General features: G+C 73.1%; 13 protein-coding genes. 5 read left to right on the forward strand and 8 right to left on the reverse strand.

The features are described from left to right. Position 1 precedes the first annotated feature (1 nt). The gene (locus ABUW04_RS13175) at positions 2 to 532 is read left to right on the forward strand and encodes a heat shock protein transcriptional repressor HspR (RefSeq protein WP_084714337.1); all 531 of its coding nucleotides are present in this window, start codon (positions 2 to 4) and stop codon (positions 530 to 532) included. A gap of 72 nt (positions 533 to 604) precedes the next feature. On the opposite strand, the gene ABUW04_RS13180 is transcribed toward ABUW04_RS13175, so the two are convergent. Continuing rightward, a complete protein-coding gene (locus ABUW04_RS13180; RefSeq protein WP_380564679.1) occupies positions 605 to 1693 on the reverse strand; it encodes an SLAC1 family transporter in 1089 nt (362 codons plus the stop codon). A gap of 94 nt (positions 1694 to 1787) precedes the next feature. Between ABUW04_RS13180 and ABUW04_RS13185 the strand changes: the two genes are divergently transcribed. Beyond that, the gene (locus ABUW04_RS13185; RefSeq protein WP_030254229.1) at positions 1788 to 2717 is read left to right on the forward strand and encodes a LysR family transcriptional regulator; all 930 of its coding nucleotides are present in this window, start codon (positions 1788 to 1790) and stop codon (positions 2715 to 2717) included. A 12-nt stretch (positions 2718 to 2729) separates the two neighbouring features. On the opposite strand, the gene dhaM is transcribed toward ABUW04_RS13185, so the two are convergent. Continuing rightward, complete coding sequence (gene dhaM / locus ABUW04_RS13190) at positions 2730 to 3152, reverse strand: dihydroxyacetone kinase phosphoryl donor subunit DhaM (protein ID WP_051725330.1); 423 nt, start codon at positions 3150 to 3152, stop codon at positions 2730 to 2732. 44 nt (positions 3153 to 3196) lie between these two features. Here dhaM and dhaK point away from each other — a divergent pair, with 44 nt between their 5' ends. Beyond that, positions 3197 to 4195 carry a dihydroxyacetone kinase subunit DhaK gene (gene dhaK / locus ABUW04_RS13195; RefSeq protein WP_380564680.1) on the forward strand — a complete coding sequence of 333 codons (999 nt, stop codon included), beginning with the start codon at positions 3197 to 3199 and terminating at the stop codon, positions 4193 to 4195. A gap of 4 nt (positions 4196 to 4199) precedes the next feature. Beyond that, a complete protein-coding gene (gene dhaL, locus ABUW04_RS13200) occupies positions 4200 to 4844 on the forward strand; it encodes a dihydroxyacetone kinase subunit DhaL (protein ID WP_380564681.1) in 645 nt (214 codons plus the stop codon). A gap of 108 nt (positions 4845 to 4952) precedes the next feature. On the opposite strand, the gene ABUW04_RS13205 is transcribed toward dhaL, so the two are convergent. Then, a complete protein-coding gene (locus ABUW04_RS13205; RefSeq protein WP_380564682.1) occupies positions 4953 to 5753 on the reverse strand; it encodes a carbon-nitrogen family hydrolase in 801 nt (266 codons plus the stop codon). 233 nt (positions 5754 to 5986) lie between these two features. On the opposite strand from ABUW04_RS13205, the gene ABUW04_RS13210 reads away from it, so the two are divergent. Continuing rightward, the gene (locus ABUW04_RS13210; RefSeq protein WP_030254238.1) at positions 5987 to 6832 is read left to right on the forward strand and encodes a maleylpyruvate isomerase family mycothiol-dependent enzyme; all 846 of its coding nucleotides are present in this window, start codon (positions 5987 to 5989) and stop codon (positions 6830 to 6832) included. Positions 6833 to 6848: 16 nt separating this feature from the next. Here the strand turns inward: ABUW04_RS13210 and ABUW04_RS13215 are convergent, their stop codons facing one another. From ABUW04_RS13215 to pdhA, 5 genes are all read right to left on the reverse strand, one after another. Then, positions 6849 to 8279, reverse strand: a complete 1431-nt coding sequence (locus tag ABUW04_RS13215; RefSeq protein ID WP_380564683.1) for an MFS transporter — start codon at positions 8277 to 8279, stop codon at positions 6849 to 6851. A 92-nt stretch (positions 8280 to 8371) separates the two neighbouring features. Continuing rightward, positions 8372 to 9481 (reverse strand): M64 family metallopeptidase, encoded by a 1110-nt coding sequence (locus ABUW04_RS13220; RefSeq protein WP_380564684.1) that lies wholly within the window; start codon positions 9479 to 9481, stop codon positions 8372 to 8374. A gap of 107 nt (positions 9482 to 9588) precedes the next feature. After that, complete coding sequence (locus ABUW04_RS13225; RefSeq protein ID WP_380564685.1) at positions 9589 to 10980, reverse strand: dihydrolipoamide acetyltransferase family protein; 1392 nt, start codon at positions 10978 to 10980, stop codon at positions 9589 to 9591. 17 nt (positions 10981 to 10997) lie between these two features. Further along, positions 10998 to 11960, reverse strand: a complete 963-nt coding sequence (locus tag ABUW04_RS13230; protein ID WP_380565029.1) for an alpha-ketoacid dehydrogenase subunit beta — start codon at positions 11958 to 11960, stop codon at positions 10998 to 11000. Between the two features lie 35 nt (positions 11961 to 11995). Next, the gene (gene pdhA, locus ABUW04_RS13235; RefSeq protein WP_030254247.1) at positions 11996 to 13159 is read right to left on the reverse strand and encodes a pyruvate dehydrogenase (acetyl-transferring) E1 component subunit alpha; all 1164 of its coding nucleotides are present in this window, start codon (positions 13157 to 13159) and stop codon (positions 11996 to 11998) included. Positions 13160 to 13302: the final 143 nt, after the last annotated feature.

Genomic DNA, 13302 nt, shown 5'->3' on the forward strand with positions numbered 1-13302 from the left:
GATGGACGGCAAGAGAACCGGCTCGGCCGGGCAGTCCCAGTCGATCGGTGTGGGGCTGGGCGGCGGCCTGCCGGGCTCCGGCCGGGGGCGCGGGGCCCCGCGGGGCGGCGGTGTCGCCTACCAGCTGACCGAACTCACGCCGGTGTACGTCATCTCCGTCGCCGCGCAGCTCAGCGGGCTGCATCCGCAGACGCTGCGGCAGTACGACCGGCTCGGCCTGGTCAGCCCCGACCGTACGGCCGGGCGCGGCCGGCGGTACTCCGCACGGGACATCGAGCAGCTGCGCGAGGTGCAGCGGCTGTCCCAGGAGGAGGGCATCAACCTGGCCGGGATCAAGCGGATCATCGAGCTGGAGAACCAGGTGGCCGCGCTGCAGGCGCGGGTCGCCGAGCTCCAGGGCGAGGTCGCCTCGGCCGGCGTGGCGGCTTCGCAGCGCGAGGCGGCTGTGCATGCTTCGTATCGGCGGGATCTGGTGCCTTATCAGCAGGTGCAGCAGAGCAGTGCGCTCGTCGTCTGGCGGCCCAAGCGGTAACCGTGCACGTCGGTGGGTGGTTGCTGTTCGCGCTGTTCCCCGCGCCCATATCGGGGGGCGGGTAACTGCGCGTCAGACGGCCGGCAGCAGGACGCCCGCGGTGAGGCCCCGGACTGTGCGGAAGGCCACCACGGTCCAGGCCGTGAGGAGTAGGGCGTACAGGGCCAGCGAGAGTGCGGCGAAGAGGTCGAGACCGGTGAGGTGCCAGAGGCCGGCCGTGCCGGTGACGCAGGTGCCGACCGGGAAGGTGTAGGCCCACCAGGTCATGGCGAAGGGCATGCCGGACCGCAGCGCCCGCAGGGTGACCGCTCCGGCGACGGTGAGCCACAGCAGCGCGAAGCCGATCACCGCCGTGCCGTAGACCAGCGCGAACCCGCGCATCGCGGGGTCGGCCGCGGCGAACTGGGTGACGGCCGTGACCGACTGGCCCAGCGGGCCGAGGACCAGGAACAGGGTCGGTACCAGGGCGATCGGCAGCGGTCCGTCGTGGACCAGTCGGCTCCAGATCCCGGGCAGCAGCGTCAGCACGGCCAGCAGGCTGGCGCCGAAGAGGGCGACGCAGACGGCCAGCAGGGTGTCCCTGGCCTGGCCCGCGGGCAGGTGCGGGATCAGCGCGGGGCCGAGCGCGGCCGAGACCATCGGGGCGACCACCGGCAGCAGCCAGGTCGGCGCGGCCGCCGCCCGCTCCACCCGGTAGCGGTCCAGCAGCAGGTACATCACCCGGGCCGCGACCCCGAGTCCGTACAGCGTTCCTCCGGTCCACAGCGCCGCGTCCAGCGCGACCGCGGTGCCTGCACCGAGCAGCGGCGCACCCGCGCCCAGCGCTCCGGCGCCGACGGCCAGCATCGCCATCGGCGGGCAGCCCAGGAACACCGCGGTGGCCGGGTCGTCCAGCGCCCGGATCCGCCGCGGCAGCCGGCGCGCGGCGAGCCGGACGGTCGCGAGTGCGACGAGCAGCAGCAGCGACAGCAGCCACACCCCGGCGGCCGCGTCGGCGAGCGCGCCGCTGCGGACCGTCCCGGGCAGTGCATGGGCGCCGTTGGCGACGATCGCCGTGCCCATCACCGCCGCGTACCAGTTCGGCCCGAAGCGTCCCGGCAGGGTGAGCAGGGTCCCGGAGGCGGGGGTGGGGAAGGCGTGGGCTGTGGCGGTGGTGGACATGGTTCCACCGTCGCGCCGCGGGCGGCCGCGCGGTAGCGGCTCCGTCGCTATGAGCCCATAAGCGCCCTCTATGAGCGGGGCCTACCCTGGACCCATGAGCGGCTCCCCTCCCCTGCCCCACACGCACCTCTCGCACCGCGTCCCCGACCTGGGCGCGCTGGAGCTGCTGCTCGCCGTCATCCGCCTGGGCAGCCTGGGCCGGGCCGCGGCCGAGCTGGGGGTCACCCAGCCGGCGGCGTCCGCGCGGATCGCCGGGATGGAGCGGCAGATCGGGGTGGCGCTGCTGGAGCGCTCGCCCCGCGGTTCGCGCCCCACCGAGGCCGGCTCGCTGGTCGCCGAGTGGGCCGCCCCGGTGCTGGCCGCCGCGCAGGCGCTGGACGCCGGCATCGGCGCGCTGCGCGAGCGCCGCGACACCCGGCTGCGGGTCTCCGCCAGCATGACCGTGGCCGAGTACCTGATGCCCGGTTGGCTGATGGCCCTGCACACCGCCCTCCCGGACACCGCGGTGACGCTGCGCGCCGCCAACTCCGCCGATGTCGCCGCGCAGGTCCTGGCGGGGGAGGCGGACCTGGGATTCGTGGAGGGGCTGCGCACCCCGGCCGGGCTGGACGAGGTCAGGATCGCCGCCGACCGGCTGCACCTGGTGGTCGGACCGAGCCATCCCTGGGCGCGCCGGCGCCGACCGGTCGACGGGGCGGAGCTGGCGGCGACGCCGCTGGTCCTGCGCGAGGAGGGGTCCGGCACCAGGGAGGTGCTGGACCGGGCCCTCGCGCCGTACGGGGGGACGGCCGCACCGCTGCTGGTGCTGGCCTCCACCACGGCGCTGAAGGCCGCGGCGGTGAGCGGCGCGGGGCCGGCCGTCCTCAGCGAGCTGGCGGTGGCGGACGAGGTGGCCCGGGGCCGCCTGGTCCCGGTCCCGCTGACCGGCCTGGACCTGAGCCGCCCGCTCCGGGCCGTCTGGCCCACCGGGACACGCCCGGCGGGACCGGCCAGGGAACTGCTGTCGCTGACCCGGGGGAAGTGACGGTCCGTCGGCTCAGAACTTGGGCATCAGCCGGGCGTCCAGCGCCGTGGCCAGCACCTCCGCCAGGGCCGCACCGGTCGAGGCCAGCACCGCGGCGGCCACCGCGCCCTCCACGAACGGGGCGTCCGCCAGCACCACGTCCTGCCGCTCCAGGTCCTCCAGGACCATACGCGCCGTCAGCACCGAACTGCCCAGGTCGGGCAGGACCAGCACGCCGGCGCCCCGGTCCGCCTCGGCGACGGCCCCGGCGATCAGCGCATAGCTGGTACCCAGGCGGCCGTCGTCGGTGCCGCCCGCCACGGCGACCGGAACCAGGCCGGCACAGAGCTGCGCCAACAGATCACGCAGACCGGATGCCAGCTCAGGGCTGTGCGACACGAGTACGATGCCGACCGGCGTGATTGAACCACCTGAACCACCATCAATTGCGCTCATGTGCGCTGATGCTAGGCCCTGCCGCTTTTTGAGGAGCCGCCGCCGTGAAGAAGCTGATCAACTCGCCGGACGAGGTCGTGACCGATGCGCTGGCCGGGATCGCCGCCGCGCATCCCGGGCTGAGCGTGGACACCAAGGCCCGGGTGATCACCCGGGCGGCGCAGACCAGGATCGGCAAGGTCGCCCTGGTGTCCGGCGGCGGGTCGGGACACGAACCGCTGCACGGGGGTTTCGTGGGCACCGGGATGCTCGACGCCGCCTGCCCCGGCGAGGTCTTCACCTCGCCGGTGCCGGACCAGATGCTCGCCGCGGCGAAGGCCGTGGACGGCGGCGCCGGAGTGGTGTTCATCGTGAAGAACTACACCGGCGACGTGCTCAACTTCCGGATGGCGGCCGAGTTCGCCGAGGAGGAGGGCATCTCGGTGCAGACCGTCCTGGTGGACGACGACGTCGCGGTCCAGGACTCCACCTGGACGGCGGGCCGGCGCGGCACCGGGGCCACCCTGCTGGTGGAGAAGATGGCCGGCGCCGCCGCGGAGTTCGGCGGCAGCCTGGCCGAGGTCGCCGCGACCGGACGGCGCGTCAACGCCGCCTCGCGGTCCTTCGCGGTGGCGCTCACCTCCTGCACCACCCCGGCCGCCGGCCGCCCCGGCTTCGACCTGCCGGAGGACGAGATCGAGGTCGGCGTCGGCATCCACGGCGAACCCGGCCGCAGCCGGGAGAAGATCCGTCCGGCCCGGCAGATCGTCGCCGACGCGATGGCGGCGATCCTCGACGACCAGCCGCTGGACCCCGGCGAGGAGGTGATCGCGCTGGTCAACGGCCTGGGCGGGACACCGCTGCTGGAGCTGTACATCGTCTTCGGCGAGGTGGCCTCGGTGCTGGCCGCAAGGGGCGTGCGGATCGCCCGGAGCCTGGTCGGCAACTACGTCACCAGCCTGGACATGGCCGGGGTGTCGATCACCCTGTGCCGGGCCGACGAGGAGCTGCTGACGCTCTGGGACGCCCCGGTGAACACCCCGGCGCTGCGCTGGGGGGTGTGAGGCGATGGTCGGGCTGGAACTCCTGGACGCGGACGCCGCGCGGGACTGGATGGCGCGGACGGCGGCGGCGGTGCTCGACGAGCGCGACCGGCTGACCGAGCTGGACGCGGCCATCGGCGACGGCGACCACGGGGTGAGCATGGTGCGGGGCTTCACCGCGGTGAGCGCTGCGCTGGCGGCCGCGGGAGAGCTGTCGCTGCCGGGGGCGGTGCTGCTGCTGGCCGGGAGGACGCTGGTGTCCAGCGTGGGCGGGGCGTCAGGTCCGCTGTACGGCAGTGCGTTGCGGGCCGTGGGCAAGGCGCTGGGTGATGCGGGGGGCGCGGACGGCAAGCAGGTGGGCGCTGCGCTGGGCGCCGGGCGCGATGCGATCGCGGCGCTCGGCGGGGCGCGGGGCGGTGACAAGACCATGCTGGACGCGTGGATCCCTGCCGTGGCGGGGTTCGAGTTCGCCGTCGCGGGAGGCGGGTCGCTGGATGCCGCGGCGCAGTTCGCCGCGGGGGCGGCGGAGGGCGGAGCGGACGAGACCGTGGGGATGGAGGCGCGGAAGGGGAGGGCGTCGTATCTCGGGCCTCGGAGTGTGGGGCATCTGGATCCGGGGGCGGCGTCGACGGTGTTGTTGTTCCGTGCGTTGGCGGATGCGGTCGGCTGACAAGGTGCGGGAGGTGCCTGGTTGGTGTTCGCGCAGTTCCCCGCGCCCCTAAAAGCATGTGCAACTGAGCCAGTTGCAGACCCCTAGGGGCGCGGCCCGCACCTTTGTTCAGCCCCGCTCCACCGGTGCCGGGATCCCCATCAGGCGGTCCCGCAGGACCGGGAAGTCCGCGCGGGACTTGGCGACGAGGCCGGGGTCCAGGTCGACGGTGAGGATCTCCTCGGCCTCGCCGGCCTCGGCGAGGACCTTGCCCCAGGGGTCGACCACCAGGCTGTGGCCGCCCTGCGGCACACCCCCGTGGGTGCCGGTGTTGTTGCAGGCGAGGACGTAGGCCTGCTCCTCGACCGCGCGGGCGCGGGCCAGCAGGGTCCAGTGCTCGACCCTGCGGGCGGGCCAGGCCGCGGGGACAGTGAGGATCTCGGTGCCGGCGTCCAGCAGGGCCCGGAAGAGTTCCGGGAAGCGGAGGTCGTAGCAGGTGGCGAGGCCGAGCGTGCCGAAGGGGGTGGCCGCGGTGACGATCTCGGTGCCGGCGCCCATGGCGACGGCCTCCCCGCTGTCGAAGCCGAAGCGGTGGATCTTGCGGTAGGTGTGCACCAGTTCTCCGCTGGGCGAGAACAGCAGCGAGGTGTTGAAGATGGGCCCGTCGGGGTCGCGTTCCACGATCGAACCGGCGTGCAGCCACACCCCGGCGTCCGCCGCGGCCGCCGACATGGCCTCGGCGGTCGGCCCGTCCAGCGTCTCCGCCCCCGCTGACCAGGTGTCATAGGCGAAGCCGCCGAGCGGCCACAGCTCCGGGAGCAGGACCAGATCGGAGTCGTGCAGCCCGCGGACCAGGGCCGCGGTACGGGTCCGCCGGTCCTCGGGGGACTCCGCGGGATCGATGTCGAGCTGGATGAGCGAGGCGCGCACGTTGTCACCCTCCCAGGTGAGCGGACTACGATCGGTGCGATCAACATGTGAAAGCGCTGACCCGGTAACACTGGTGAGCGTAACGTGCCACTAGCGCTTTCGTCGGTCCGATCGGCCCTGGTCACTGCACGGCACCACCGCTCAGCGACCGGAGCACGGGGAGCGGGCCGCGTCAGATCGTCAACGCCGCACACCAATCCACACCGCCGCCCTCGGCGAACCGGAGAAGAGACGTGACCGACACGCAGATAGTCCAGGCCTACGCCGATGCCTGGACCCAGTCCATCGAGGCCGTCTCCGAGCTGGTGGCGCCCCTCACCGAGGGTGAGTGGAACCGTCCGACGGAATGCCCTGGCTGGTCGGTGCGGGACGTGGTCTCGCACGTCATCGCCATGGAGACGGAGCTGCTGGGCGACCCGCGTCCGATCCACACCCTGCCGCGCGACCTGCGGCACGTCGTCGACGAGTTCACCCGCTACTGCGAGGTCCCGGTCGACAAGCGGCGCTGCCACACCGCTCCGGAGATGACGGCGGAGCTGGAGTACACGATCATCCGGCGCTCGCGTGCGCTCCGCGACAACACCCGCTACCAGCCCACCGACGAGGTCCGCTGGCCGATGGGCCCCTACAGCCGGGAGATCCCCTACTACCACCTGCTCCGCAACCGGGCCTTCGACGTCTGGACCCATGAGCAGGACCTGCGCCGCGCCCTGCGCAAGCCCGGCAACCTGGACTCCCCGGCCGCCGTGGTGAGCCGGGACAACCTGATCGAGATGCTGCCGAAGGCCGTCGCCAAGCTGGCCGGCGCCCCGGCCGGCACCGCCGTGGTCTTCGACGTGCACGGCCCGCTGGAGTTCATGCGGACGGTGCGGGTGGACGAGAACGGGCTCGGCAGCGTGGACACCACCGTGCCGCTGGCCCCCGCGGTGCAGCTGACCACCGACTGGGAGACCTTCGCCCGGCTGGCCTGCGGGCGGCTGGGCAATGGTCGGGTGGCCTGGGAGTCGGCCAACGTCAAGGTCGAGGGGGACGAGGCGCTCGGGCGGCGGATCCTGGACAACTTCGCGGTCACCCCCTGAACCCGCCGGCAGCGGCTCAGGCCCTGAGCCGCTCAGCCTCGAACCGCTCCGCCCTGAGCTCGGCCTCGCGGCGGGCCGCCTGCGGGCGCAGCCGCAGGATCTGGGTCAGGCCCAGCACCATCGGCAGGTAGAGCATGCAGAAGGCCATCCGGAAGGCGTGCGGGGTGTAGCCGTCGCCGCCGCCGGGGGTGAGCAGGTCCAGCACCAGGCCGATGCCGAACAGCGCCAGCACGGCGGCGATGAAGCCGCCCATGTTGACGATCCCGGAGGCCGTCCCGATCCGTTCCGGCGGGTTCACCGGGCGCGCGTAGTCGAGGCCGACCAGGGAGGCCGGGCCGTTGCTGCCCATCACCACGGTGAGCAGCACCAGCAGCCCCATCGGGATGTGGTCGCCGGGCCAGCCGAGCACCACGCCCCAGAGCGCGCCGGTGCCGAGCACGACCGTGAACACCAGCGGGGTGCGCACCCCGGGCCGCCGCGACACCAGTTGGCCGAACAGCAGCGCGAAGCCGATACCGCTGACGATGACCAGGCTGAGCAGCGATCCCGCCATCGCCCTGGACAGCCCCTGACCCGACATCAGGAACGGCATGCCCCAGAGCAGCAGGAAGGCCGAGGCGGGGAAGGCGGTGGTGAAGTGGACCCACAGGCCGAGCCGGGTCCCGGGCTCGCGCCAGGCCGCCGCGATCTGCTCGCGCAGCGGCAGCCGGACCGCCGCGACGGCCGGGGCCGCCTCGGTCAGCCCGTCCGGTGAGGCCACCACCGGTGACCGGAACAGCGGGGCCCGGCGTGCGCTCTCGGGGGTGTCCCGGAGGAAGAGCAGCACCAGCGCGAGGACGGCGAGGCCCAGCAGCGCGGTGGTGGCGAAGGTCGGCGTCCAGCCCGCGCTGTGCAGGACCTGGGACAGCAGCAGCGTGCTGACCAGGTTGCCCAGGGTCCCGACCAGCCCGGTGAGCTGGGCGATGAAGGGGTTGCGGCGGGGCGGGAACCAGCGCGAGCCGAGTCGCAGCACGCTGACGAAGGTCATCGCGTCCCCGCAGCCGAGGACCGCCCGGGACACCAGCGCCGGGGTGAAGGCGGTGGAGAAGGCGAAGCCCAGCTGCCCGGCGGTGAGCAGCAGCAGTCCGGTGCTCAGGACCCGGCGCGGCCCCAGCCGGTCCACCAGCAGGCCGACGGGTATCTGCATCCCGGCGTAGACCAGCACCTGGAGGATGGAGAAGGTCGACAGCGCGGAGGCGCCGATGCCGAAGCGGGCCGCCGCGTCCAGCCCGGCCACGCCCAGGCTGGTGCGGTGCACCACGGCGAGGACGTAGACGGCGACGCCGATGCCCCAGGCCGCCCAGGCGCCGGGGACCGGGACGGTGGTCCGGAGCGCCTGGACGGACGCGGACGCGGATGCGGTGGCTGTGGCGGGCTCGTTGGCGGCGACGGCTGGGTCGGCAGACATGCTCCAACTTTCCGGGGGCGACCGCCCGAGACTGAGCCCTGTTAGTGCTGCCATCCTATGGTGGGATGAATTCTCCCCGAGCGCCGGGGCCCTCAGCCGTGCAGGTTCCAGGTGACCGTCCTGGTCATCCCGGTCGCCCGGAACGCCTCGTCCCGAACCCAGGGGGTGGTGTCCCGGACCGTCACGGTGACCACGGCGCTCTGTCCCGGGGCCAGCCCGAGCCGGCCCGCGTCCAGGGTGTCGCCGGCCACGGCGGCGGCCGGCGCCGGACGGCCGTCCAGCCGCCAGGTCACCTGGAGCCGGCGCCCGCCGGCCAGCGGCAGCGGGAAGACCTGGAGCTTCGGCAGCCCCGCCACCGCGCCCGCGGCCGGTGTGGCCCCGTCGATCGGCGACACCTGACGGTAGATCGACTCGATCACCGCCTCCCGGGACGGCAGGTTGTAGACCCCGCCGAGGGTGCGCATGATCGAGTCCCTGGTCGGCCGGTACAGGCCGTTGCCGCTGCGGTAGGCCCCCACCGTGCCGCCGCTGGGGTCGGCCGCGCCCAGCCAGCGCCACCACTTGACCCGGTCGGCACGCATCGCCCCGGCGTCCGCGGCGGAGAGGTTGGGGTAGGAGCTGTCGGCGGGCGCGGAGTCGTACTCGTCGCCCAGGCCGCCGACGGTGTGGCCCATCTCATGCTGGATGATCTTCGAGGCGTCCGGGGACCCGGCCGCCAGGGTGGTGGTCGCACCGCCGCCCTCGCCGCCGTACCGGTCCGAGTCGGCGAGCGCCAGCAGGTACTGCGGTCCGGCCGGTTCGCCGGCCCTGGACGCCACCGCGGCGTCGTCGGCGCACAGCAGCCGGGTGATGCCGTCACAGCCGAAGTGCATGCCCAGCGGCGAGCCCTGGCGCAGCCCCGACTGCTGGGAGACCACATCGACCCGGCGGACGTCGAAGAAGTGCTGGTAGGTGCGGAACGGCTCCACCGCGGTCAGCGCCTGCCACACGGCCGCCGCCTGCGCCCGGTAGCGGGGCAGGTCAGCAGCCGTGTAGCCGTCGCCCAACAGGACCAGGGTGATCCGCTTCGCCGGATCCCCGTTGTTCACCACCAGTGATCCGCTGCCGGCCGCCTCGGCCCGCACCGGCCCCCGGGCCAGCAGTGCGAGCACCATCAGCAGCACCGAAACGGACAGGACCAAGGCACGGGCCCTGGGTCGCATGGGGTACTCCTCCGCCTGTGGACAACGCAGTCCGCGAAGGAGTACCCAGCGGCCCCGGGCGACCACGCGTCACCCGTTAGGCCTTCACTCGTACGTGGCTCGGCCGGTCAACCCCAGCTGATGAGGCGTTTGGGCTGCTCCAGGATGGCCGCCGTGTCGGCGAGTACCCGGGAGCCGAGCTCGCCGTCGACCATGCGGTGGTCGAAGGAGAGCGCCAGGGTGGTCACCAGGCGCGGCACCACCCGGCCCTTGTGCACCCAGGGCAGCTCCCTGACCTGGCCGAAGGCCAGGATGGCGGCCTCGCCCGGGTTGAGGATCGGGGTGCCCGAGTCGACGCCGAAGACGCCGACGTTGGTGATGGTGACCGTGCCGCCCTGCATGTCCGCCGGGGAGGTCCGGCCCTCGCGGGCCGTCTCGATCAGCGCGGTCAGCGACTGCGCCAGCTCGGCCAGGCTCTGCGAGCCCGCGTCCTTGATGTTGGGGACGATCAGCCCGCGCGGGGTGGCCGCGGCGATGCCGAGGTTGATCCGGCGCTTCACCACGATCTCCTGGTTGGCCTCGTCCCAGGCGGAGTTGACCTCCGGGTGCCTGCGGATCGCGGTCAGCAGGGCCCTGGCCACCAGGAGCAGCGGGCTGACCCTGACGTTCGGGCCCAGCTCGCCGCTGGCCTTGAGGCTGCGCACCAGCTTCATGGTGCGGGTGACGTCGACCTGCACCCACTCGGTGACGTGCGGCGCGGTGAACGCCGAGGCCACCATGGCCTGCGCGGTGGCCTTGCGGACGCCCTTGATCGGGACCCGCAGGTCGCCGTCTCCGCTGGTCACGGCCAGGACCGGCGGGGCCGGGACGGGCACGGCGGCGACGGCCGGTGCAGGGGCTGCTGCCGGGGCCGCGACGGCGTGGACGTCCTCGCGGGTGATGGTGCCGTGCGGGCCGGTGGGGGTGACCGTGCGCAGGTCGATGCCCAGGTCCTTGGCCAGCTTGCGCACCGGCGGCTTCGCCAGCGGACGGTCCTCGGCGACCGGGGCGGGCGCCGGGGCGGCCACCGGGGCCGGAGCCGCGACGGGCGCCGTCGCGGGGACGGAGGCCGGCGGGGTCAGCGCCACCTTGCGGGGGCGGCGGCGGGAGGCGCCGGAGCGCGGTCCGTAGCCGACCAGTACCTCGCGGCGCTCGGGCTCCGGCTCGGCCTCGGCGGGCGCTGCCGCGGTTGTCCCCGTTTCGGGGACAGGTCCGGCGGCGCCGCCCTCGACGGCCACGGTGATGATCACCTGGCCGACGTCGACCGTGGTGCCCTCGTCGAAGAACAGCTCACGGACCACCCCGTCGAAGGGGATCGGCAGCTCCACGGCCGCCTTGGCGGTCTCGACCTCGCAGACCACCTGTCCGTCGGTGACGGTGTCACCGGGCTGGACGTACCACTTCAGGATCTCGGCCTCGGTCAGTCCCTCGCCCACGTCGGGCATCTTGAACTGACGTACCGACTCGACTGCTGTCGTCATGACGTCTCCTCAACCCCTCAGAAGGCCATGGCGCGGTCGACGGCGTCGAGCACCCGGTCCAGGTCCGGCAGGAAGGCGTCCTCGACCCGCGACGGCGGGTAGGGGGCGAAGTAGCCGCCGACGCGCAGCACCGGGGCCTCCAGCGAGTAGAAGCAGCGCTCGGTGATCCGCGCCGCCAGCTCGGCACCCATCCCCAGGAACACCGGGGCCTCGTGCACCACCACGGCGCGGCCGGTCCGCCTGACCGACTGCTCCAGGGTGTCGAAGTCGACCGGAGACAGCGAGCGCAGGTCCACGACCTCCAGCTTCAGCCCGTCCTCGGCGGCGGCCTCGGCCGCCTCCAGGCAGACCTTGACCATCGGCCCGTAGGCGATCAGGGTCAGGTCGGTGCCGGTACGGGCGACCCTGGCCCGGTGCAGGTCCAGCTCCGGGGCACCGTTCGGGTCCAGCTGGCCCTTGTCCCAGTAGCGCCGCTTGGGCTCCAGGAAGATCACCGGGTCGTCCGAGGCGATGGCCTGGCGCAGCATCCAGTGCGCGTCCGCCGGGTTGGACGGGGCGACCACCTTGAGGCCCGCGGTGTGGGCGAAGTACGCCTCGTGGGACTCGCTGTGGTGCTCCACCGCGCCGATGCCGCCGGCGAACGGGATCCGGATGGTCACCGGGAGCTTGATGTGGCCCAGCGCGCGTGCGTGCATCTTGGCCAGCTGGGTGACGATCTGGTCGAACGCCGGGTACACGAACCCGTCGAACTGGATCTCCACCACCGGGCGGTAGCCGCGCAGGGCCAGGCCGATCGCGGTGCCGACGATGCCGGACTCGGCCAGCGGGGTGTCGATCACCCGCTCCTCGCCGAAGTCCTTGTGCAGCCCGTCGGTGACCCGGAACACGCCCCCGAGGCGGCCCACGTCCTCACCCATGACCAGCGTCTTCGGGTTCTCGTCCAGGGAGCGGCGCAGCGCCTCGTTGAGCGCCTGCACCATGGTCCAGGACTTCTTCGTGCCGGTCTCGACCGCCATCAGTCGTCCTCCCCGTCCGTCAGTTCAGCCGCCGCGCTCGCGAACGAGGACGCGTAGGCGAGGTAGCCCTCGCGCTCCTCGTCGACCAGGGCGTGCCCCTCCGCGTACACATGCTCGAAGATCGAGGACGGGTCGGGGTCCGGCATGGTGCGCACGCCCTCGCGGACCCGGCGGGCCAGCTGCTCGCTCTCGGCCTCCACCGACTCCAGGAAGGCGCTGTCCGCCCAGCCCTCACGGACCAGGTGGGCCTTCAGCCGCTCGATGGGGTCCTTGAGCTTCCAGGACTCCAGCTCCTCGGCGATCCGGTAGCGGGTCGGGTCGTCCGAGGTGGTGTGGGCGCCCATCCGGTAGGTGAAGGCCTCGATCAGCACCGGGCCCTGCCCGGTCCTGGCGTGGTCCAGCGCCCAGCGGGTGACCGCCAGGCAGGCCAGCACGTCGTTGCCGTCCACCCGCACGCCGGGGAAGCCGAAGCCGGAGGCGCGCTGGTAGAGCGGCACCCGGGTCTGCTTCTCGGTGGGCTCGGAGATGGCCCACTGGTTGTTCTGGCAGAAGAACACCACCGGGGCCTGGTACACCGAGGCGAAGGTGAAGGCCTCGGAGACGTCGCCCTGGCTGGAGGCGCCGTCGCCGAAGTAGGCGATCACCGCGTCGTCCGCGCCGTCCTTGGTGATGCCCATCGCGTAACCGGTGGCGTGCAGCGTCTGCGAGCCGATGACGATGGTGTAGAGGTGGAAGTTCTTCTCGTCCGGGTCCCAGCCTCCGTGGTTCACCCCCCGGAACATGCCCAGCAGGTTCAGCGGGTCCACGCCCTTGCACCAGGCCACACCGTGCTCGCGGTAGGTCGGGAAGGCGTAGTCGGTGGGACGCATCGCCCGTCCCGAGCCGACCTGGGCGGCCTCCTGGCCCAGCAGCGAGGCCCACAGGCCCAGCTCGCCCTGGCGCTGCAGCGAGGTCGCCTCCGCGTCGAAGCGGCGGACCAGGACCAGGTCCCGGTAGATGGAGCGCAGCTCCTCCGGAGTGGTCTCCAGGGAGTAGTCAGGGTGTTCGACCCGTTCCCCCTCGGGGGTGAGCAGCTGCACCAGCTCCGGTGGGCCCGCGTCGGCGGGGCCATCGTTTGCGGCGGGGGCGGTGGTGGGCGCCCCGGCCGTGCTGTCGACGGTCACGTTCACTCCTCGGTCTCTCCGGTCTCCGCCTGTGTCCCTGGGTTAGGGCCAGTACCGGCCACCGGTCCGGTCGCCGTCTCCGTACTCGCGCGGGGTGTGCGCTGGGTGCGGATCGGCGGTAGGTGTGCCCTGATCCTGCAGGA

The sequence above is a fragment of the Streptacidiphilus jeojiensis genome (assembly GCF_042510965.1).
Classification (GTDB): domain Bacteria; phylum Actinomycetota; class Actinomycetes; order Streptomycetales; family Streptomycetaceae; genus Streptacidiphilus; species Streptacidiphilus jeojiensis.